This window comes from Jiangella muralis, from assembly GCF_001270745.1.
In the GTDB taxonomy this organism is placed as follows: domain Bacteria; phylum Actinomycetota; class Actinomycetes; order Jiangellales; family Jiangellaceae; genus Jiangella; species Jiangella muralis.
Window position 1 is genome coordinate 1 of the sequence record NZ_LFXL01000041.1, and the last position, 19639, is coordinate 19639.

Below are 19639 nucleotides of genomic sequence, written 5' to 3' on the forward strand. Positions count from 1 at the left end.
CCGGACGACGCCCCTGGCAACCCCACCACCCCAGATAGCCCCCTTTCCCAACACTTACTAAGGAGTGAACGGTCGCTCCGACCAGATCGAGACCGTCAGTGAAGCGGCAGCACCGGAATGAGATCGGATAGCCGATATGGACGTCGGCGAGGTCAAGGTCTCCGACGATGACCGCCCCGATGACGACGAGGCCGCGTGGGTCGATGTGGGCGGCGAGATCGCGGTCCAGGAGAACGGCACGCACGGCGGCGGCGGGAATGGCGACGTCGGGGTCGTCTTCGGCCGGCCAGTTGGGGACCTTCTCGCTGAGAGCCAGCGAGAAGCCGTGCACCATCGCGTCCCGCAACCATACTTCGTCCGCATCAGACGCCATGCCGGACTGTAGCCGGGGGCGGGGACAGAAAGTGTGTGGAGCGGGTGACGGGAATCGAACCCGCATGACCAGCTTGGAAGGCTGGGGCTCTGCCATTGAGCTACACCCGCGCTGGGCGCCGAGGCCCGTGGGACAGAGTACCCTGTGATCTGGCCTAGACTTGTCCGGGCACCCGGGGCGTAGCGTAGTGGCTAGCGCGCCTGCTTTGGGAGCAGGAGATCGCAGGTTCGAGTCCTGTCGCCCCGACCAGCCCGCGTACGCGACCACCGAACGAGAACGGTCGTGCACGTGACCGCAGACCATCCCACACAGGAGACACGAAAGCGTGAAGAGCGTCGTCGAGACCCTCAACCCGACCAGGGTCCGGCTCGCGGTCGAGGTTCCCTTCGCCGAGCTTGAGTCGAACATCCAGTCCGCTTACAAGCGCATCGCCGCTCAGGTGACGGTGCCGGGCTTCCGCAAGGGCAAGGTCCCGCCCATGGTCATCGACCAGCGCATCGGGCGGCCGGTGGTGCTGGAGGAGGCCGTCAACGAGGCCATCCCGCAGCTCTACCAGGACGCCATGCGCGAGAACGAGCTGACGCCGCTGGCGCAGCCCGAGATCGACTCGCCGTCGTTCGGCGAGGGCGAGGACCTCAAGTTCACCGCGGAGGTGTCGGTCAAGCCGAAGATCGAGCTGCCCGAGTGGGAGGGCCTGGAGGTCCAGGTCGACGACATCGCGGCGAGCGACGACGACATCAGCGAGCGGCTCGACGTGCTGCGGGCGCGGTTCGGCACGCTGGTGACGGTCGAGCGGGCCGCGGCCGACGACGACTTCGTCCAGATCGACCTCAACGCCACCAGCGACGGCGAGCCGGTCGAGGGCGGCCAGGCCAGCGGCGTCTCGTACCAGATCGGCCGTGGCGGCATGGTCGAGGGCCTGGACGAGGCCCTGGCCGGCGTGTCCGCGGGCGAGTCGAAGAGCTTCCGGACGACGCTCGTCGGCACGCACGAGGGCGAAGAGGTCGACGTCGAGGTCACGGTGAACGCCGTCAAGGAGCAGCAGCTGCCCGAGCTGGACGACGAGTTCGCCCAGCTGGCCAGCGAGTTCGACACCCTCGACGAGCTGCGCGACGACATCCGCGAGCAGGCGCTGAACAGCAAGCGCATCGAGCAGGCCATGTCGGCCCGCGACAAGGTGCTCGAGCAGCTCATCGCCAACGCCGGCGACATCCCGCTGCCGGAAGAGCTGATCACCCAGCAGGTCGAGGAGCACCTCGCCGACGGCCACGGCGACGACGAGCACCGGGCCGAGTTCGAGCAGAACCTGCGCGGCAACCTCACCCAGCAGTTCGTCCTCGACGAGCTGGTGAAGGCCGAGAGCATCGAGGTCTCGCAGGACGAGCTCAGCTCGTACATCATCCAGCAGGCCATGCGCTCGCGCATCGACCCGAACCAGCTCGCCCAGCAGCTGGTCGACCAGGGCAACCTGCCGGCCGTCGTCGCCGACGTGGCGCGCGGCAAGGCGCTGGCCCTGGCGGTCGAGAAGGCCAAGGTCACCGACGCCTCCGGCAACGGTGTCGAGCTGAACCGGCTGCGCGAGGACGGCACCCTGGCCGACCCCAGCGAGCTCGAGGGCGGCGGCGTCCCCGCCCCGGCGGTCGACGGCTCGTTCGAGTTCGCCGAGCTGGACGGGGAGCAGAGCGACGAGACGGCCGGCGAGGCCGAAGCGGCCGACGAAGCCGACGAGGCCGACAAGAAGGCCTGACGGCCGGAACCCCAGCACGAGCACGCGATCAGGTGACCACCCACCGGGCTGGTCACCTGATCGCGTTTGCGCACCATACGGACCCGCGGCGCACGCCGTCAGCGAACACCGGCCATGCGGCGGATGGTCGCCGCGGCCTTTGTGGTTACTGTCGTTGACACAACGAAGAAGACACACACGAACCAACGGTCTCGACGACCAATCAGCAAGCCCCAAGGAGATCACGGTGAGCACACGCCCCGAGACGTCGGGCCCGTCCCTGATTCAGGCCCACGCCCCCGCGCCCGGCATCGGTGGTCTGGACGACCACATCTACAACCGGCTGCTGCGAGAGCGCATCATCTTCCTCGGCTCCGAGGTCCGCGACGAGAACGCCAACGCCATCTGTGCGCAGCTGCTGCTGCTGGCGGCCGAGGACCCCGACCGCGACATCAACCTGTACATCAACTCGCCGGGTGGCTCGGTGTCGGCCGGCATGGCCATCTACGACACCATGCAGTACGTGAAGCCGGACGTGGTGACGCTGGCGATGGGATTCGCGGCGTCCATGGGCCAGTTCCTGCTGACGGCGGGCGCTCCCGGCAAGCGGTACGCCCTCCCGCACGCGCGCATCCTCATGCACCAGCCGTCCGGCGGCATGGGCGGTTCGGCCAGCGACATCCGCATCCAGGCCGAGGCGATGCTGCGCACCAAGAAGGAGATGGCCGCGCTGATCGCGCACCACACCGGTCAGCCGGTCGAGCGCATCGAGGCCGACTCCGACCGCGACCGCTACTTCACGCCGCAGGAGGCGCTCGAGTACGGCTTCGTCGACCACGTGGTCGCGAGCGCCTCGCAGGTCTCCGACGGCGGCGGCACGGCCTGACGCCACCGCCAACGACACGAGCTACGACAGCGACAGAGGAGACCCAGTGAACTACTACATCCCGCAGTGGGAGGAGCGCACGTCCTACGGCTTCCGGCGGATCGACCCGTACGGCAAGCTGTTCGAAGAGCGCATCATCTTCCTCGGCACGCCCATCACCGACGACGTCGCGAACGCCGTCATGGCGCAGCTGATCTGCCTGGAGTCGATGGAGCCCGACCGCGACATCGAGATCTACATCAACTCGCCCGGTGGCTCGTTCACGGCGATGACGACGATCTACGACACCATGCAGTTCATCAAGCCGGACGTCCGGACGGTGTGCATGGGCCAGGCGGCGTCGGCGGCGGCCGTGCTGCTGGCGGCCGGGGCCCCCGGCAAGCGGCTGGCGGTGCCGAACGCGCGCATCCTGATCCACCAGCCCTACACCGAGGGCACCTACGGCCAGGCCAGCGACATCGAGATCCAGGCGAACGAGATCCTGCGCATGCGGGCGTTGCTGGAGAAGATGCTCGCCGACCACTCCGGCCGCAGCATCGACCAGGTGCGCAACGACATCGAGCGCGACAAGATCCTGACCACCCAGGAGGCCATCGACTACGGCCTCGTCGACAACTTCACCGCTTCGCGCAAGGCCAGCCTCGTCGGCTGACCTCGCATCCATCGGGCCCGGTGCACGACGCGCCGGGCCCGATCCGGTCTCCGGGTGCCCGTTTGTCCATCCGACGTTGTACCGTCGAAGACACGCAGGGCTCGCGAGGGCCGGCAAGACGCTCGACGTCGAGGAAGGACGTACCGCGTGGCACGCATCGGCGACGCTGACCACCTGCTCAAGTGCTCGTTCTGCGGTAAGAGCCAGAAGCAGGTGAAGAAGCTCATCGCAGGCCCCGGCGTGTACATCTGCGACGAGTGCATCGATCTCTGCAACGAGATCATCGAGGAAGAGCTCAGCGAGACCGCCGAGGCCGGCGGGCTGTCCGAGCTGCCGAAGCCGCGCGAGATCTACGAGTTCCTCGAGCAGTACGTCATCGGCCAGGACGTCGCCAAGAAGGCGCTGTCCGTCGCCGTCTACAACCATTACAAGCGGGTCCAGGCGCGCCAGACCGCCGCCGCCCGCGGCCACGGCAAGGACGACACCGTCGAGCTGTCGAAGAGCAACATCCTGCTCATCGGCCCGACGGGGTGCGGCAAGACGTACCTCGCGCAGACGCTGGCGAAGATGCTGAACGTGCCGTTCGCCATCGCCGACGCCACCGCGCTGACCGAGGCCGGCTACGTCGGCGAGGACGTCGAGAACATCCTGCTGAAGCTGATCCAGGCGGCCGACTACGACGTCAAGAAGGCCGAGACCGGCATCATCTACATCGACGAGGTCGACAAGATCGCCCGCAAGAGCGAGAACCCGTCGATCACCCGCGACGTGTCCGGCGAGGGCGTGCAGCAGGCGCTGCTGAAGATCCTCGAGGGCACCACGGCCAGCGTCCCGCCGCAGGGCGGCCGCAAGCACCCGCACCAGGAGTTCATCCAGATCGACACCACGAACGTGCTGTTCATCGTGGGTGGCGCGTTTGCCGGGCTGGACGACATCATCCAGGGCCGCATCGGCAAGCGCGGCCTGGGCTTCGGGGCGCAGATCCAGTCCAAGTCCGAGCGCGATGCGGTGAACACCTTCGGCGAGGTGATGCCGGAGGACCTGCTGAAGTTCGGCCTGATCCCGGAGTTCATCGGCCGCCTCCCGGTCATCACGACGGTGTCGCCGCTGGACCGCGCCGCGCTCATCCGCATCCTGTCCGAGCCGCGCAACGCGCTGGTGAAGCAGTACATGCGGCTGTTCGAGATCGACCACGTCGAGTTGGAGTTCACCGACGAGGCGATCGATGCGGTCGCCGACCTCGCGCTGCTGCGCGGCACCGGCGCCCGAGGCCTGCGGGCCATCATCGAAGAGGTGCTGCTGCACGCCATGTACGAGGTGCCGTCGCGCGACGACGTCGCCCGCGTGGTCATCACCCGCGAGGTGGTCGACGCCAACGTGCTGCCCACGCTGGTGCCGCGCGAGGGCCCGCGCAAGCGCGAGCGCCGCGAGAAGTCCGCCTGACCCGGCTTCTGCGGAAGACATTGGTCGATCCGACGAACTCGGCGGCCTCGCTCTGCGGTTGAATCCGGGGCATGAGCGAGACACTCGTCCTGCGTGGCGGCACCGTGTTCGACGGCCTGGGTTCGCCCGGTGTGGTGGCCGACGTCCTGATCGCCGACGGAATGGTGCGTGCGGTCGGCGACACCAGCGACGCCGTCGGCGCCCGCGTGCTCGACTGCGCGGGCCTGCACGTCACGCCGGGGTTCGTCGACGCCCACTCGCACAGCGACATGGTGCCGCTGATGGACGACGCGCAGCCGTTCAAGCTGCTGCAGGGCGTGACGACCGAGGTGGCCGGCAACTGCGGGTTCAGCTTCGCCCCGCTGGACGAGGCCTCGGCGGCCGTCGTCCAGGAGATGTACGGCGAGCTGGGCTGCGACATCCCGCCGCCACCCGGCTCGTTCGCCGACTTCCTCGACCTCGTCGAGCGGCACGGCCCCACCAACCACCTGGCCTACCTCGTCGGCCATCACACGCTGCGGCTCACCGCCAACGGCGCCGGCGACGAGCTGCGCCCGGGCGCCGTCGAGCACATGCGGCGGCTGGCCGCCGAGGCGTTCGAGGCCGGCGCGGTCGGCTTCTCCACCGGCCTGATCTACCCGCCCGGCTGCTTCGCCGACCAGGCCGAGCTGGAGGCGATCGCCCGGGTCGCCGGCGCCTACGGCCGCACCTACGCCACCCACATGCGCGACGAGGGCCGCTTCGTCGAGGACGCCATCGACGAGGCGGTCGCGATCGCCCGGGCCGGCGGCGTGCGGCTGCAGATCTCGCACTGCAAGGCGGCGGGGAGGGCGGCGCACGGCAAGGGCACCGCCCTGCTGGAGCGCATCCAGGCGGCCCGGCTGGTCGGCGTCGACGTGATGGGCGACCAGTACCCGTACCTCGCCGGCGGGACGGTGCTGCTCGCGCTGCTGCCCAACCGCGCTGCCGAGGGTGGCGCGGCGGCCATGACGGCGCGGCTGGCCGACCCCGCGTACCGGGTCGGGCTGCGGGCCGACGCCGAGCGCGGCGACCCCGGCGACGGCATGTGGGCGAACACGACGGCGGCGCAGGTCATCGTCACCGGCCACCGTGACCCCGACGTCGTCGGCCGCACCGTCGCCGACCTCGCGGCGCAGCGCGGCGCCGACGGCTTCGACACGCTCTGCGACCTCGTCGGCGAGGATCCAGCCGCGATGATCGTCGTCGAGATGATGGCCGAGCCGGACGTGCGGACGATCATGGCCAGCCCGCTGGTCGGCATCGGCTCGGACAACGGCCCGCCGATGGGCCTGCAGCACCCGCGTACGTACGGCTGCTTCCCGCGGCTGCTGGGCAGGTACGTCCGCGACGAGAACGTGCTGACCTGGGAAGAGGCGATCCGCAAGGCGACGTCGCTGATCGCCCGCCAGTTCGGGCTGTCCGGCCGCGGCGTCCTGCTGCCGGGCGCGCACGCCGACGTCACCGTCTTCGACCCCGAGCGCATCGGCCACGCCGGCAGCTACACCGACCCGGCCGTGTCGCCCGACGGCGTCGAGACGGTCGTGCTGGGCGGCCGGATGGTCGTCGACGGCGGCGGCTTCACCGGCGAGCGGGCCGGTCGGGTGCTGCGCGCCTGACCGTCGGTACGAGCCGACGACTTCCGCGTCCCGGGGTCGTCGGATCGGACAAAGACGTGACCCGGGTCACGGGGCCAGGCTGTGCGAACCACCTGCGCTCCCGAAGGAGTCGTCATGCGCACACGCCGGAAGGTCGCGCTCGTCGCGGCCCTGACTCTGCTCCTCGCGGCCTGCGGCGGGTCCGGCGGGGACGATCCCAGCGAGGCGGGCGGCAACGCCGAGCCCGTCCTCGACGGGACGTTCGCGACGTCGGTCACCGCCGACCCGGGCAACCTGCACCCGCATCTGACCGTGCTCGCCGCGACCCGCGCCATCGACAACTACCTGTACGACAAGCTGGTCTACTTCACCGTCGACGGCGAGGAGCTGCCGTGGCTGGCGGAGTCGTGGGACGTCACCCCGACCACCGTCACGTACACCTTGCGCGACGGCGTGACCTGCTCCGACGGGTCCCCGCTGACGGCCACGGACGTGGCGGCGAACTTCCAGTTCGTGGTCGATGAGGCGAACGTGTCGCCGGTGCGGGGCGTGCTGATCCCGGGCGACATGACGGCCACCGCCGACGACGCCGCGCGCACCGTCACCCTCACCGTGCCGGCGCCGGACCCGTTCCTGCTGCAGAGCACGGGTGAGCTGTTCATCGTCTGCAAGTCCGGCCTGGACGACCCGTCGCTGCTGGAGGAGGGCGGCGTCGGCACCGGGCTGTTCGAGCTGACCGAGGTGGTCCGCGACGACCACTACACGTTCCAGCGCCGCGACGACTACACCTGGGGCCCGGACGGCGCCACCGCGACCGAGCCGGGCACGCCGGCGACGGTGAACATCCGGGTCATCGCGAACGAGTCGACGGCGGCGAACCTGCTGCTCTCCGGCGAGCTGAACGCCGTCTCGGTGGTCGGCCCGGACCGGCAGCGGCTGGAGCAGGACTACGACGACCTGACGATGCGCGGTGTGGTCGGCGAGCTGTTCCTCAACCAGGCCGCCGGCCAGCCGGGCGCCGACGACGCCGTCCGCGCGGCGCTGGCCCAGGCGCTGGACTACGACGAGCTGATGTCGGTGATCACCGGCGGGTACGGGCAACGCTCGGAGTCGCTGGCCATCATCGACCCGCTGGTCTGCCGCTACGACGCCGTTGACGCGAACCTGCCGGAGCAGGACGCCGAGGCGGCCGCCGCGGCCCTCGACGAGGCCGGCTGGACGGCCGGCTCGGACGGCGTGCGCGCCAAGGACGGCGCCCGGCTGGAGCTGGAGCTGATCTACAACAGCACCCGCGGCGACACCACCGCGGCCGCGGCCGAGCTGATCGCGTCGACGTGGACCGAGCTGGGCGTGGCCGCGACCACCCGCGGCCTGCCGCCGACCGAGTACAACGAGGTGGTCTTCGGCACCGGGTCGTGGGGCGCCGCGCTGCTGCCGGTGAACCTGCGGCTGCCCAGCCAGATGGTGCCGTTCCTGTCCGGCCCGGCGCCCGCCGACGGCGGCGTCAACCTCGCCTCCATCGACAACCCGGACTACGTGGCCGCCGTCGCGGAGGCGATGACGCTGCCCGGCCAGGAGGGCTGCGACACGTGGCAGGCCGCGGAGGAGGCGCTGCTCGCCCAGAACGACGTGCTGCTGTTCGCCGACGAGACCATCCCGCTGTTCGTCGACGGTGTTACCGCCGAGCGCGGCGGCGACGGCCTGATCCCGGCGACGATCCGGCTGTCGGCCTCGTGACGGCTCTGGTCGCCGCCCGGCCCGGCGTCGCCAACCCGTGGGTCGCCTTCCTGGCCCGCCGCCTGGGGCGGCTGCTGCTGTCGCTCGCGGTGCTGGTGACGCTCGCGTTCGGGATGATCCACCTGATCCCCGGCGACCCGGTCCGGGCGGCGCTGGGAGTGACGGCGCCGCTGGAGCTGGTGGACGCGCGGCGCGAGGCGCTCGGGCTGAACGACCCGCTCGCCACGCAGTTCGTCGACTACGTGCGGGCGCTGTTCTCCGGCGACCTCGGCATCTCGATGTCCTCCGGGGTGCCGGTGTCGGAGACGATCGGCCAGCGGCTGCCGGCCACCGCGAGCCTGGCCATCGCCGCGTTCGTCGTGGTCATGCTGGTCGCGGTCCCGCTCGGCCTGGGGATGGCGGTGCTGACCCGGGGCGGCCGGCGTCGCGGCACCGAGCTCGGTTTCACCTCCACCAGCGCGGTGGTCGCGGCGATCCCGGAGTTCCTGCTCGCCGTCGGGCTGGTGTTCGTGTTCGGTGTGACGCTGGGCTGGTTCCCGGTGGCCGGGCGCGGCGGGGCGTCGTCGTACGTGCTGCCGGTGCTCGCGCTGTCGCTCGGCCCGGCACTGCTGCTGGCGCGCATGGTCCGGGTCGAGGCGCTGGCGGTGCTGGACGAGGACTTCGTCCGCACCGCCCGGGCCAAGCGGCTGCCGCAGCTGCGGGTGTACCTGCGCCACGTCTTCCCGAACGCGCTCACGTCGACGCTCACCATCGGCGGCCTGCTGCTCAGCGGCATGATCGTCGGCACCGTGCTGGTCGAGAACGTGTTCGCCTGGCCGGGCATGGGGATGACGATCGTCTCCTCGATCCTGGCCAAGGACTACCCGGTCGTGCAGGGCATCGTGCTGGTCTACGGCGCCGCGGTGCTGCTGGTGAACCTCGTCGTCGACGTGCTGCTGGCCGTCGCCGACCCCCGCTCGACCATCCGGGAGGGCTGATGGGACGCGAACAGTGGAAGGCGGCGCTGCGTCACCCGGTCGGCGCGGTCGCCGCGGCCCTGCTGGTGGCGCTGGCGCTGCTGGCCGTCGTCGCGCCGATGCTGTGGGGCGACGCGGCCGAGGAGACCGACCCGGCGGCGCTGTCGCAGGGCTCGACGTCCGAGCACCTGCTCGGCACCGACGCGCTCGGCCGGGACATCCTGCTCCGGGTCCTGGTCGCGACGCGGTACTCGCTCGGCCTCGCGCTGCTGGCCACCGCGATCTGCGTCGTCATCGGCGTGCTGCTGGGCGTGCTGCCGGCGGTGCTGGGACGGCGGGCCGGCCGGCTGGTGACGGCGGCGGTGAACCTGGCGGTCGCGTTCCCCGGGCTGCTGCTGGCGCTGTTCTTCGCGGTGATCTTCGGGGTCGGCGCGCGTGGCGCGGTGCTGGCGATCGGGCTGGCCGGTGCGCCGTCGTTCGCCCGGCTGGTGCAGACGAACGTGGCCGCGGTGGCCGGACGGGACTACGTGGCGGCCGCGCGGGTGGCGGGGGTGGGCCGGTTCCGGCTGATCGCCCGGCACCTGCTGCCGAACATCGGCGAGCCGCTGGTGGTGAACGCGACGGTGCTGGCCGGCGGCGCGCTGCTGGCCTTCGCCGGGCTGTCCTTCCTGGGCCTGGGCGTCCAGCCGCCGGCCTACGACTGGGGACGGCTGCTCGGCGAAGGGCTGGACCGCATCTACATCAACCCGGCCGCGGCGCTGGCGCCCGGCGTCGCCGTCGTGGTCGCCGGGCTGGCGTTCACTCTGCTCGGCGAGTCGATCGCGCAGGTGGTCGGGGTGCGGGCGGTGCGCCGGCGGCGCGTGCCCGCGGCCGAGCCGGCGCCGCTCGTGGCCGCAGAGCCGGCCGCGGCCGCCGTCCTCGCCGCCGACGACCTGCGGGTGGGCTTCCCCGCGCCCGGCGGTGGCTGGACCCACCCCGTCGATGGCGTCGGCCTCACCGTCCGCCGCGGCGAGACCGTCGGCATCGTGGGGGAGTCCGGCTCCGGCAAGAGCCTCACCGCGCTCGCCGTCGCCCAACTCGTCCCGGACGCCGCGCAGGTCACCGCCGGACGGCTCGAGGTGGCCGGCGTCGCCCCGCTCGGCCGCGCCGACGCCGAGGTCCGCGAGCTGCTCGGCACCAAGGTCGCGATGGTCTTCCAGGACCCGATGACCTCGTTCAACCCGTCGATGCGGGTCGGCCGGCAGCTGGCCGAGGTGACCCGGGTGCACGAGCGGCAGGGCAAGCGCGCCGCCCTGGCCCGTGCCGTCGACCGGCTGCGCACCGTCCGCGTCCCGGCGCCGGAGCGGCGGGCGCACCAGTACCCGCACGAGTTCTCCGGCGGCATGCGGCAGCGGGCGATGATCGCGATGGGCCTGATGAGCACGCCGGAGCTGATCATCGCCGACGAGCCGACCACCGCGCTGGACGTCACCGTGCAGCGCCAGGTGCTGCGGCTGCTGAAGGACGTGCAGGCCGAGACCGGCGCCGCCGTGGTGCTGATCTCGCACGACATCGCCGTCGTCGCGCAGCTGTGCGAGCGGGTCGTCGTCATGTACGCGGGCCGGGTGGTCGAGGAGCTGCCGGTCGACCGGCTCGGCGCGGCCGCGCACCCGTACACCCGCGCGCTGCTGGCGTCGGTCCCGGACCTCGCGACCGACCGCGACCGGCCGCTGGCCACCATCCCGGGCCGCCCGCCGGACCCGTCCGACCGGCCGGAGGGGTGCGCGTTCGCGCCGCGCTGTGAGTTCGCCGACGACGCCTGCCGGATGCGGCCGAGCTTGTCCGCCGTCGCGGCGGACCAGCGGGCCGCCTGCTGGCACCCGCGCACGCGGCCGCTGGACCTGACGCTGGACGCCGTCACGGGAGGCCAGGCATGAGAGAGCTGTCGTTCGAGGGCACGACGGTCCGGTTCGGGACCGGCCGCTCCGCGCTGACCGCAGTCGACGGCGTCGACCTCGTCGTACCGCAGGGTCAGGTGGTCGGGCTGGTCGGCGAGTCCGGCTCCGGCAAGTCGACGCTGGCCAAGGCCGCCGTCGGGCTGGCGCCGACGAGTGGCGGCGAGATCCGGCTGGACGGCGTCCCGCTGCGCAGCCGCCGCGATCGGCGCAAGCTGCAGCTGGTGTTCCAGGACCCGCACGCGTCGCTGGACCCGCGGATGACCATCGGCGAGTCGATCGCCGAGGCGCTGCCCGGCCGGCGCCGCCATGCCGCCCGGTCCGCCGAGGTGGCCCGGCTGCTGGAGCTGGTCGGCCTGGACCCGGCACGGGCGCGGTCGCTGCCGTCGGGGATGTCCGGCGGGCAGCGGCAGCGGGTCGCGCTGGCCCGCGCGCTGGCCGCCGAGCCCGAGGTGGTGCTGGCCGACGAGATCACCTCCGCGCTCGACGTCTCCGTGCAGGGGTCGGTGCTCAACCTGGTCCGCGACCTGCAGCGCGAGCTCGGCCTGACCATCTTGTTCATCTCGCACAACCTGTCCGTGGTGCGCTACGTCAGCGACGTCATCGCGGTCATGTACCTGGGCCGCATCGTCGAGGCCGGCCCGGCCGACGCCGTGCTGTCCGCGCCGAAGCACCCCTACACCCGCACGCTGCTGGACGCCGCACCGGCGTTCGGCGTCGCGCTGGACGACCCCGTCCCCGCCGACGACGCCCGCCTGGACACCGAGGCGCCGTCGCCGCACGACCCGCCGCAGGGCTGCCGGTTCCACCGTCGCTGCCCGATCGGCCCGCTGACCCGGCCGGAGCGCACGATCTGCGCCGAGACCGACCCGCAGCCCGGCGCGGCGGACCGGCCGCACCGGGCCGCCTGCCATTTCGCCGCCGAGATCCTGGAGGTGCCGGCCAGATGACCCCTGACGATGTGCTTGCTCTGACCGTTCCCGCCGAGCCGGCGCTGTCGCCGGACGGCACCCGAGTCGCGTACGTGCTGACGGGCAGCGACGGCGAGGCGGACGAGAACGTGTCGTCGCTGTGGCTGGCCGAGACCGGCGCCGAGCCGCGGCGGCTCACCCACGGGCGGGCCGACGCGTCGCCCGCGTGGTCGCCGGACGGCACCCGGCTGGCCTTCCTGCGCGCCGTGGGCGGGCCGCCGCAGCTCTGGCTGCTGCCGATGTCCGGCGGCGGCGAGCCGGTGGCGCTGACCGACCTGCCGAAGGGCGCCGGCGCGCCGGTGTGGAGCCCGGACGGCGCCCGCATCGCGTTCGCCGCCGCCGTCGACACCACGGGCCAGAAGGACACCGACCCGATCGTGCTGGACCGGCTCGGTTACAAGGCCGACGGCGCCGGGCTGCTGCGCGGCCTGCGCCGGCACGTCCACGTCGTCGACGTCGCGACCGGCGCCGTCACCCAGCTGACCGACGGCGACTGGAATGCCGGGTCGCCGGCCTGGTCGCCGGACGGCATCCGGCTGGCATTCCCGGCGATGACCTCGGCGGACGCCGACTTGACCATGGAGTCGTCCGTCTACGTGCTGCCGGCGGACGGCGGGCCGCTGGGCGAGCCCGCAGGCGAGCTGCGCGCCGCCGGCCCGGTGACGTGGACCCGGGACGGCGGCGCGCTGCTGGTCGTCGGCCAGCGCGAGCCCGCGGTCGCCCACCAGCGGCTGTACCGGGTCCCGCTGGACGGTGGCCCGGCCGTCGACCTCACCGCGGACCTGGACCGCAACGTCATGGCCGGTGGTCCCGGCTATCCCGGCGGGCTGCCGCAGCTCGCGGGCGACGGCGACACCGTCGTGTTCTGCGCCCGGGACCGCGGCTGCACGCACGTGTACACCGCCGGCGTGGACGGGGGACCGGTGCGGCCGCTGGTCGGCGGCGCCGGCCGGGTCGTGTCCGGGCTGTCCGTCGCCGGGGACCGCGCCGCCGTCGTCGTGGCCGGGCCGGGCTCGTACGGCGAGGTGGCGCTCGTCGACGTCGGCACCGGGACCGAGACGACGCTGACCGCGCACTCGCCGGCGGGCCTCGCGCTGCCGGTCGCGGAGGAGCGGGTGTTCACCATCTCCGACGGCACCGAGGTGCACGGCTGGCTGCACCGCCCGGCCGGGGCCGGGACGACCGCCACGCCGCTGCTGCTGGACATCCACGGCGGCCCGCACAACGCGTGGAGCCCGGTGCCCGACGCCGGCCACTCGTACCACCAGCTGCTGGTGCAGCAGGGGTGGTCGGTGCTGCTGCTCAACCCGCGGGCCAGCGACGGGTACGGCGAGGCGTTCTTCTCCGCCGCCGCCGGACGGTGGGGGCGGGCCGACGAGCGCGACTTCCTGGAGCCGCTGGACCAGCTGGTCGCCGAGGGCGTCGCCGACCCGGACCGGCTGGCCGTCACCGGGTACAGCTACGGCGGCTACATGGCCTGCTGGCTGACCGGCCGCACGGACCGGTTCGCCGCCGCGATCCCGGGCGGTTCGCTGACCGACATCACCAGCTTCGCCGGCAACTCCGACGCCGGCCACTACCTGGCCGCGTTCGAGACCGCCGTCCCGTTCACCGACCCCGAGGGCGCCGCCGCGCAGTCGCCGTACACGAACGTCGCGAACGTGACGACGCCGACGCTGCTGCTGCACGGCCTGAACGACGATCGCTGCCCGCCGGAGCAGGCCGAGCAGTGGTTCGCGGCACTCCGCGCCCGCGGCGTCCCGGCCCGGCTGGTGCTCTACCCGGGCGCGTCGCACCTGTTCATCCTGGCCGGGCGCCCGTCGCACCGGCTCGACTACGCCCGCCGCATCGTCGACTGGGTCACGCAGTACACCTCACAGCAGTACACGTCGAAGGAGAGCCCGATGACGATCACCACTCCCTCCCTGGACGCAGGTCACTGGAAGCGGCGGCTGGACGAGCTGGCCGAGCGCTACCGCGTCCCCGGCGCCACGCTGGGCATCGCCCGCGGCGACGAGACCCTGGAGCTGGCCTTCGGCGTGACGAATGTCGACACCGGCGTCGAGGTCACCACCGACACGCTGTTCCAGATCGGCTCGATCACCAAGGTGTGGACGGCGACGGTCGTCATGGCGCTGGCCGACGCCGGGAAGCTGGACCTCGACGAGCCGGTCGTCACGTACCTGCCGGAGCTGCGGCTGGCCGACGAGGACGCCACGGCGCGGGTCACCATGCGGCACCTGCTGACGCACACCAGCGGCATCGACGGCGACTTCTTCCTCGACACCGGCCGCGGCGACGACTGCCTGGAGAAGTACGTCGCGGCGCTGGCCGGGCTGCCGCTGAACCACCCGCTGGGCGCGACGTGGTCGTACTGCAACTCCGGCTTCACCACCGCCGGCCGGGTGATCGAGAAGCTCACCGGGCAGACCTGGGACACCGCGATGCGCGAGCTGCTGTACACACCGCTCGGGCTGACCCACACGGTGACGCTGCCCGACGACGCGCTGCTCTACCGGACCGCCGTCGGCCACGTGCATGAGGAGGACGAGCCGTACCGCCGTGCGCCGGTCTGGGTGCTGCCGCGCTCGGCCGGCCCGGCCGGGCTGATCGCCGCCACCGTCGCCGACGTGCTCGCGTTCGCCCGCATGCACCTGGCCGGCGGGGTGGCCGCCGACGGCACCCGCGTGCTGGCCGAGAGCACCGCAGCGGCCATGCGCGAGGAGCAGGTCCGGCTGCCCGACCCGTACACGCTGGCCGACTCGTGGGGGCTGGGCTGGTTCCGGCTGGACTGGAACGGCACCCGGCTGTTCGGCCACGACGGCAACACCATCGGGCAGTCCGCGTTCCTGCGGGTGCTGCCCGACCAGGACGTCGCCGTCACGCTGCTCACCAACGGCGGGCACACCCGCGACCTGTACGAGACGCTGATCCGGGAGATCTGCCGCGACGTCGCCGGCGTCGAGATGACCACCCCGCTGGCGCCGCCGGCCGAGCCGGTCGAGGCCGACATCGCCCCGTACGTGGGCACGTACGAGCGCACCAGCGTCCGGTTGGACGTCTGGCGGGCCGAGACCGGGCCGAGGCTGCGGTTGACGACGACCAGCGAGCTGGCGGGCCTGGACGACGAGCCCAAGGAGCTGGACCTCGTGCCGGTGCGCGACGGCCTGTACGTGACCCTGCTGCCCGGGAACGAGACCTGGATGCCGGTGACGTTCTACCAGCTGGCCGACGGGACGCCGTACGTGCACCTCGGGGTCCGCGCGACGCCGAAGGTCTCCTGACGTCGTGGGGGTCGAGGGGGAGCTGACCGACGCGTTCGCGGCGGCCGGCGTGACCGGCTTCCTGCACGCGGTCGACGTCGGGCCCGGCGCCGAGGTGGGCGTCGAGCCGGACGCGCCGGTCGTCACCGCGAGCGTGTTCAAGATCCCGGTGCTGGTCGAGTTGTGCCGGCAGTTCGCGACCGGTGAGCGTTCGGCCGCCGATCGGCTGCGGGTGCCGGCCGGAGGGCGGACGCTCGGCCCGACCGGGTTGTCGGTGATGCTGGACGACGCGGACCTGTCACTGCGCGACGTCGCGTACCTGATGATGTGCGTCAGCGACAACCACGCGACGGACGCGCTGATGGCGCTGCTCGGCCGCGAGAAGATCAACGCAGGGACGGCGGCGCTCGGGCTGCCCGCGACGGTGCTGGAGGAGGACTGCGCCGGGCTGTTCCGGCTGATCGAGTCGGACGGGCTGGCCGCGGTCCTCGACGCCGAGACGACCAACCGCAGCACGCCGCGCGAGACCACGACGCTGCTGCGCCGGGTCTGGACCACCGACGGGCTGCCGGAGGCCGCCTGCGATGAGATCCGCCGGATCCTGGGACTTCAGGTTTGGCCGCACCGCCTCACCTCGGGTTTTCCGGACGATGATGTGAAGGTGAGCGGCAAGACCGGCACGTTGTCGCACGTGCGCAACGAGGTGGGCGTCGTCGAGTACCCCGACGGCGGCACCTACGCGGTCGCGGTGTTCCTGCGGCTGCCCGGGGCCGAGTTCCGCAACCCGGCGGCCGACGCCGTCATCGGCACCGCCGCGCGGATCGCCGTCGACCACCTGCGGGCGGCCGCATGAGCAGCGTCGCCGCGATGACCGAGGACCTGCGGACGCTGGTCGAGTGCGAGTCGCCGTCGGCCGATCGTGCGGCGGTCGCCGCGTCCGCGGACGTCGTAGCCGACCTCGGTGTCCGGCTGACCGGAGCGGTGCCGGAGCGGCTGGTCGTCGACGGGCGGACGCACCTGCGCTGGCGGTTCGGGCCGCTGGAACCCCGGCAGCCAGGTGTGCTGCTGCTCGGTCACCACGACACCGTCTGGCCGGTCGGCTCGCTGGCCGAGCACCCGTGGCGGGTCGCGGACGGGCGGGCGTACGGGCCCGGTTGCTTCGACATGAAGGCCGGGCTGGTGCAGCTGTTCCACGCCCTCGCCGGGCTGTCGTCGCTGGACGGGATCACCGTGCTGGTCACCGGCGACGAGGAGCTGGGCGCGCTGACGTCGCGGCCGCTGCTGCACGAGGAGGCGGCCAGGGCGTCGGCCGCCTTCGTCCTCGAGGCGTCGGCCGACGGCGGCGCGCTGAAGACCGCGCGCAAGGGCGTCGCCTGGTACGAGGTCAAGGTCACCGGGCGGGCGGCGCACGCCGGGCTGGAGCCGTGGAACGGCGTGAACGCGGCGGTCGAGCTGGCGCACCAGATCCACGCCATCGCCGCGCTGGACCGCGGGCCCGCCGGCGCCACCGTCACGCCGACCCTGACGGCCGCCGGGACCACGGCGAACACCGTCCCGGCGACGGCGACGGTGCACGTGGACGCCCGGGTGCCGACGGCGGCCGAGGCGCGCCGGGTCGACGACGGGCTGGCCGCGCTGCGTCCCGTGCTGGACGGCGCGCGGGTCGAGGTGGTGCCAGGGCCGCGGCACCCGCCGTTCGAGCCGTCGTCGTCGGCGTCGCTGTTCGTGCTGGCGTGCTCGGTGGCGGACCGGCTGGGGCTGGGGCCGCTGGCGTCGGCGCACGTGGGCGGCGCGTCCGACGGCAACATCGTCGCCGGCGACGGGACCCCGACGCTGGACGGGCTGGGCGCAGTCGGCGCCGGGGCACACGCGCCGGGCGAGTACGTCCTCGTCGATGAGCTGCCACGGCGGGCCGCGCTGCTCGCCGGGCTGGTCGACGCCGTGCGCGACGCTGTGCGTGACGCCTCGTCGGGGCGGACGAACCCGGCCGCCACGGATCGGGCCGGACGACCATGACCGGCCGGTCCGAGCGGAGGATCATCGACGACATGGCAGCTCAGCCCGCCACCGTCGCCCGTCCGACCATCCGTGAACTGGCCGCGCTCGGCGACCTCGAGGAGGTCTACGCGCTGTTCGACCGGATCTGGCAGCCGGACCGGTCCAACCCGCCCGTCACCGTCGAGCATCTGCGCGCGCTCACCCACGCCGGCAACTACCTGGCCGGCGCCTACGACGGCGACGAGCTGATCGGCGCCTGCGTCGGGTTTTTCGCGGCGCCGCCCGGGCGGTCGCTGCACTCGCACGTCGCCGGCGTCTCGTCCGCCGCCCGCGGCCGGCACGTCGGCTTCGCACTCAAGGCGCACCAGCGGGAGTGGGCGCTGGCGCGCGGGCTCAGCGAGATCACCTGGACGTTCGACCCGCTGGTGCGCCGCAACGCCTACTTCAACCTGGCCAAGCTGCAGGCCCGGCCGGGCGACTACCTCGTCGACTTCTACGGCGACATGGACGACGCGATCAACGGCGGGCAGGGCAGTGACCGGCTGCTGATGCGCTGGCGGCTGGACGCGCCTGAGGTGGTGGCGGCCTGCGCGGCCGGCGGCGGTACCGGCGCGGTGCCGCCCGCCGACGCCGTCGCGGCGTTGGCCGAGTCGCCGTCCGGGCGTCCGCTGGTCGCACCCCGGTCGGCGTGGGCGCGGGCGGCGCGGGTGACGGTCGCGACGCCGCCGGACATCGAGGCGCTGCGCGGCGCCGACCCGGCCGCGGCCCGGCAGTGGCGCGGCGCGATGCGTGACGTGCTCGGCGAGCTGCTTGGGGGCGGGGCGCGGGTGGCCGGGTTCACCCGGTCCGGAACGTACGTGGTGGAGAGGACGGACACGTGAAGATCACCGGGTTCGAGCTGCGCCGGATCGCGATGCCGCTGGTGGCGCCGTTCCGGACGTCGTTCGGCGTCGAGACCGAGCGGGACGTGCTGCTGATCCGCGCCGCGACCCCCGACGGCGACGGCTGGGGCGAGTGCGTCGCGATGAGCGAGCCGCTGTACTCGCCGGAATACGCCGACGGCGCGGCCGACGTGGTCGAGCGGTTCCTCGCGCCGCGCCTGTTCGCCGCGGGCGACCTCGGGCCGCTGGACGTCGCGCGGCTGCTCGACCCCGTCCGCGGGCACCGGATGGCGAAGGCGGCGCTGGAGACGGCGGTGCTGGACGCGTGGCTGCGGGCGCGGGGCGAGTCGTTCGGGTCGTACCTCGGCGCCGTGCGTGACCGTGTGCCGGCCGGTGTCTCCGTCGGGATCATGGACTCGATTCCGGCCCTGCTCGACGCCGTCGCCGGGTATCTCGACCAGGGCTATCTGCGGATCAAGCTGAAGATCGAGCCCGGCTGGGACGTCGCGCCGGTTCGTGCCGTGAGGGAGCGGTTCGGTGACGACCTGCTGCTGCAGGTCGACGCGAACGCCGCCTACACGCTGGCCGACGCCCGGGTGCTGGCCGCGCTCGACGAGTTCGACCTGCTGCTGATCGAGCAGCCGCTGGCCGAGGACGACCTGCGCCAGCACGCCGCCCTGGCGCGGCTCATCGGCACCCCGATCTGCCTCGACGAGTCGATCGAGTCGGCCAAGGACGCCGCCGACGCGCTGCTGCTCGGCGCCTGCTCGATCATCAACGTCAAGCCCGGCCGGGTCGGCGGCTACCTGGAGGCGCGGCGCATCCACGACCTCGCGGTGGCGCACGGCGCGGCGGTCTGGTGCGGCGGCATGCTGGAGACCGGCCTCGGCCGCGCGGCCAACGTGGCGCTGGCCGCCCTGCCCGGCTTCACCCTCCCCGGCGACACGTCGGCGTCGGACCGCTACTTCGCCCAGGACGTGACGTCGCCGTTCGTGCTGGACGACGGCCACGTGGCGGTGCCGTCCGGCCCCGGCCTCGGCGTCGAGCCCTTCCCCGACGTGCTCGCCTCCCTGACGACGTCGACCCGCTGGCTCCCGGCGCCCTGACGTTCCGCCCGCCGGCCGGCACCTGGCGACGGGTGTCGCCGGCCGATCGGCTCGGCTGGTCTTCGGTACTGGTGGCCGGTGGGGCTGGTCCAGTGGG

The 19639-nt window shown here is 72.9% G+C and carries 15 protein-coding genes and 2 tRNA genes; 15 read left to right on the forward strand and 2 right to left on the reverse strand.

The annotated features are described in order from the left end of the window. Together ACW62_RS34425 and ACW62_RS28105 are read right to left on the reverse strand one after the other, a co-directional pair. On the reverse strand, positions 1-373 hold a 373-nt coding region (locus ACW62_RS34425), incomplete at its 3' end, for a hypothetical protein (protein ID WP_205629657.1). A gap of 36 nt (positions 374-409) precedes the next feature. Next, a tRNA-Gly gene (locus tag ACW62_RS28105) sits at positions 410-483 on the reverse strand. Between the two features lie 63 nt (positions 484-546). Here ACW62_RS28105 and ACW62_RS28110 point away from each other — a divergent pair. From ACW62_RS28110 to menC, 15 genes are all read left to right on the forward strand, one after another. Beyond that, positions 547-622: transfer RNA gene (locus ACW62_RS28110), tRNA-Pro, on the forward strand. Positions 623-698: 76 nt separating this feature from the next. Beyond that, entirely contained in the window at positions 699-2120 is a 1422-nt protein-coding gene (gene tig / locus ACW62_RS28115) for a trigger factor (RefSeq protein WP_053207441.1), read from the forward strand. Between the two features lie 226 nt (positions 2121-2346). Beyond that, entirely contained in the window at positions 2347-2985 is a 639-nt protein-coding gene (locus ACW62_RS28120) for an ATP-dependent Clp protease proteolytic subunit (protein ID WP_420843626.1), read from the forward strand. A 46-nt stretch (positions 2986-3031) separates the two neighbouring features. Further along, positions 3032-3637 (forward strand): ATP-dependent Clp protease proteolytic subunit, encoded by a 606-nt coding sequence (locus ACW62_RS28125; RefSeq protein ID WP_053207442.1) that lies wholly within the window; start codon positions 3032-3034, stop codon positions 3635-3637. Positions 3638-3784: 147 nt separating this feature from the next. Further along, entirely contained in the window at positions 3785-5080 is a 1296-nt protein-coding gene (gene clpX, locus ACW62_RS28130; protein WP_053207443.1) for an ATP-dependent Clp protease ATP-binding subunit ClpX, read from the forward strand. Positions 5081-5151: 71 nt separating this feature from the next. Beyond that, entirely contained in the window at positions 5152-6717 is a 1566-nt protein-coding gene (locus ACW62_RS28135; protein WP_053207444.1) for an N-acyl-D-amino-acid deacylase family protein, read from the forward strand. Between the two features lie 114 nt (positions 6718-6831). After that, positions 6832-8433, forward strand: coding sequence for an ABC transporter substrate-binding protein (locus tag ACW62_RS28140; protein ID WP_053207445.1), 1602 nt, complete (start codon positions 6832-6834; stop codon positions 8431-8433). Continuing rightward, positions 8430-9410, forward strand: coding sequence for an ABC transporter permease (locus ACW62_RS28145; protein ID WP_053207446.1), 981 nt, complete (start codon positions 8430-8432; stop codon positions 9408-9410). Before ACW62_RS28140 ends, ACW62_RS28145 begins: the two co-directional genes overlap by 4 nt. Then, a complete protein-coding gene (locus ACW62_RS28150; RefSeq protein WP_053207447.1) occupies positions 9410-11305 on the forward strand; it encodes a dipeptide/oligopeptide/nickel ABC transporter permease/ATP-binding protein in 1896 nt (631 codons plus the stop codon). Before ACW62_RS28145 ends, ACW62_RS28150 begins: the two co-directional genes overlap by 1 nt. Further along, on the forward strand, positions 11302-12273 hold the full coding sequence (locus ACW62_RS28155; protein ID WP_053207448.1) for an oligopeptide/dipeptide ABC transporter ATP-binding protein: 972 nt from the start codon (positions 11302-11304) through the stop codon (positions 12271-12273). The genes ACW62_RS28150 and ACW62_RS28155 overlap by 4 nt, the downstream gene beginning before the upstream one ends. After that, positions 12270-15578 (forward strand): serine hydrolase, encoded by a 3309-nt coding sequence (locus tag ACW62_RS28160; RefSeq protein ID WP_053207449.1) that lies wholly within the window; start codon positions 12270-12272, stop codon positions 15576-15578. Before ACW62_RS28155 ends, ACW62_RS28160 begins: the two co-directional genes overlap by 4 nt. Before the next feature lie 4 nt (positions 15579-15582). Beyond that, on the forward strand, positions 15583-16410 hold the full coding sequence (locus ACW62_RS28165; RefSeq protein ID WP_053207450.1) for a serine hydrolase: 828 nt from the start codon (positions 15583-15585) through the stop codon (positions 16408-16410). Then, positions 16407-17573, forward strand: a complete 1167-nt coding sequence (locus tag ACW62_RS28170; protein WP_053207451.1) for a M20/M25/M40 family metallo-hydrolase — start codon at positions 16407-16409, stop codon at positions 17571-17573. The genes ACW62_RS28165 and ACW62_RS28170 overlap by 4 nt, the downstream gene beginning before the upstream one ends. Positions 17574-17605: 32 nt before the next feature. Next, a complete protein-coding gene (locus ACW62_RS28175; protein ID WP_205629658.1) occupies positions 17606-18436 on the forward strand; it encodes a GNAT family N-acetyltransferase in 831 nt (276 codons plus the stop codon). Beyond that, positions 18433-19542, forward strand: coding sequence for an o-succinylbenzoate synthase (gene menC, locus ACW62_RS36000; protein WP_157575038.1), 1110 nt, complete (start codon positions 18433-18435; stop codon positions 19540-19542). The genes ACW62_RS28175 and menC overlap by 4 nt, the downstream gene beginning before the upstream one ends. The last annotated feature ends 97 nt before the right edge of the window (positions 19543-19639 follow it).

Coding starts and splice junctions, on each gene's coding strand:
- ACW62_RS28170 (WP_053207451.1), top strand. CDS start 16,407: ATGAGCAGCGTCGCCGCGATGACCGAGGACCTGCGGACGCTGGTCGAG.
- ACW62_RS28135 (WP_053207444.1), top strand. CDS start 5,152: ATGAGCGAGACACTCGTCCTGCGTGGCGGCACCGTGTTCGACGGCCTG.
- ACW62_RS28140 (WP_053207445.1), top strand. CDS start 6,832: ATGCGCACACGCCGGAAGGTCGCGCTCGTCGCGGCCCTGACTCTGCTC.
- ACW62_RS28150 (WP_053207447.1), top strand. CDS start 9,410: ATGGGACGCGAACAGTGGAAGGCGGCGCTGCGTCACCCGGTCGGCGCG.
- ACW62_RS28175 (WP_205629658.1), top strand. CDS start 17,606: ATGGCAGCTCAGCCCGCCACCGTCGCCCGTCCGACCATCCGTGAACTG.
- ACW62_RS28160 (WP_053207449.1), top strand. CDS start 12,270: ATGACCCCTGACGATGTGCTTGCTCTGACCGTTCCCGCCGAGCCGGCG.
- ACW62_RS28155 (WP_053207448.1), top strand. CDS start 11,302: ATGAGAGAGCTGTCGTTCGAGGGCACGACGGTCCGGTTCGGGACCGGC.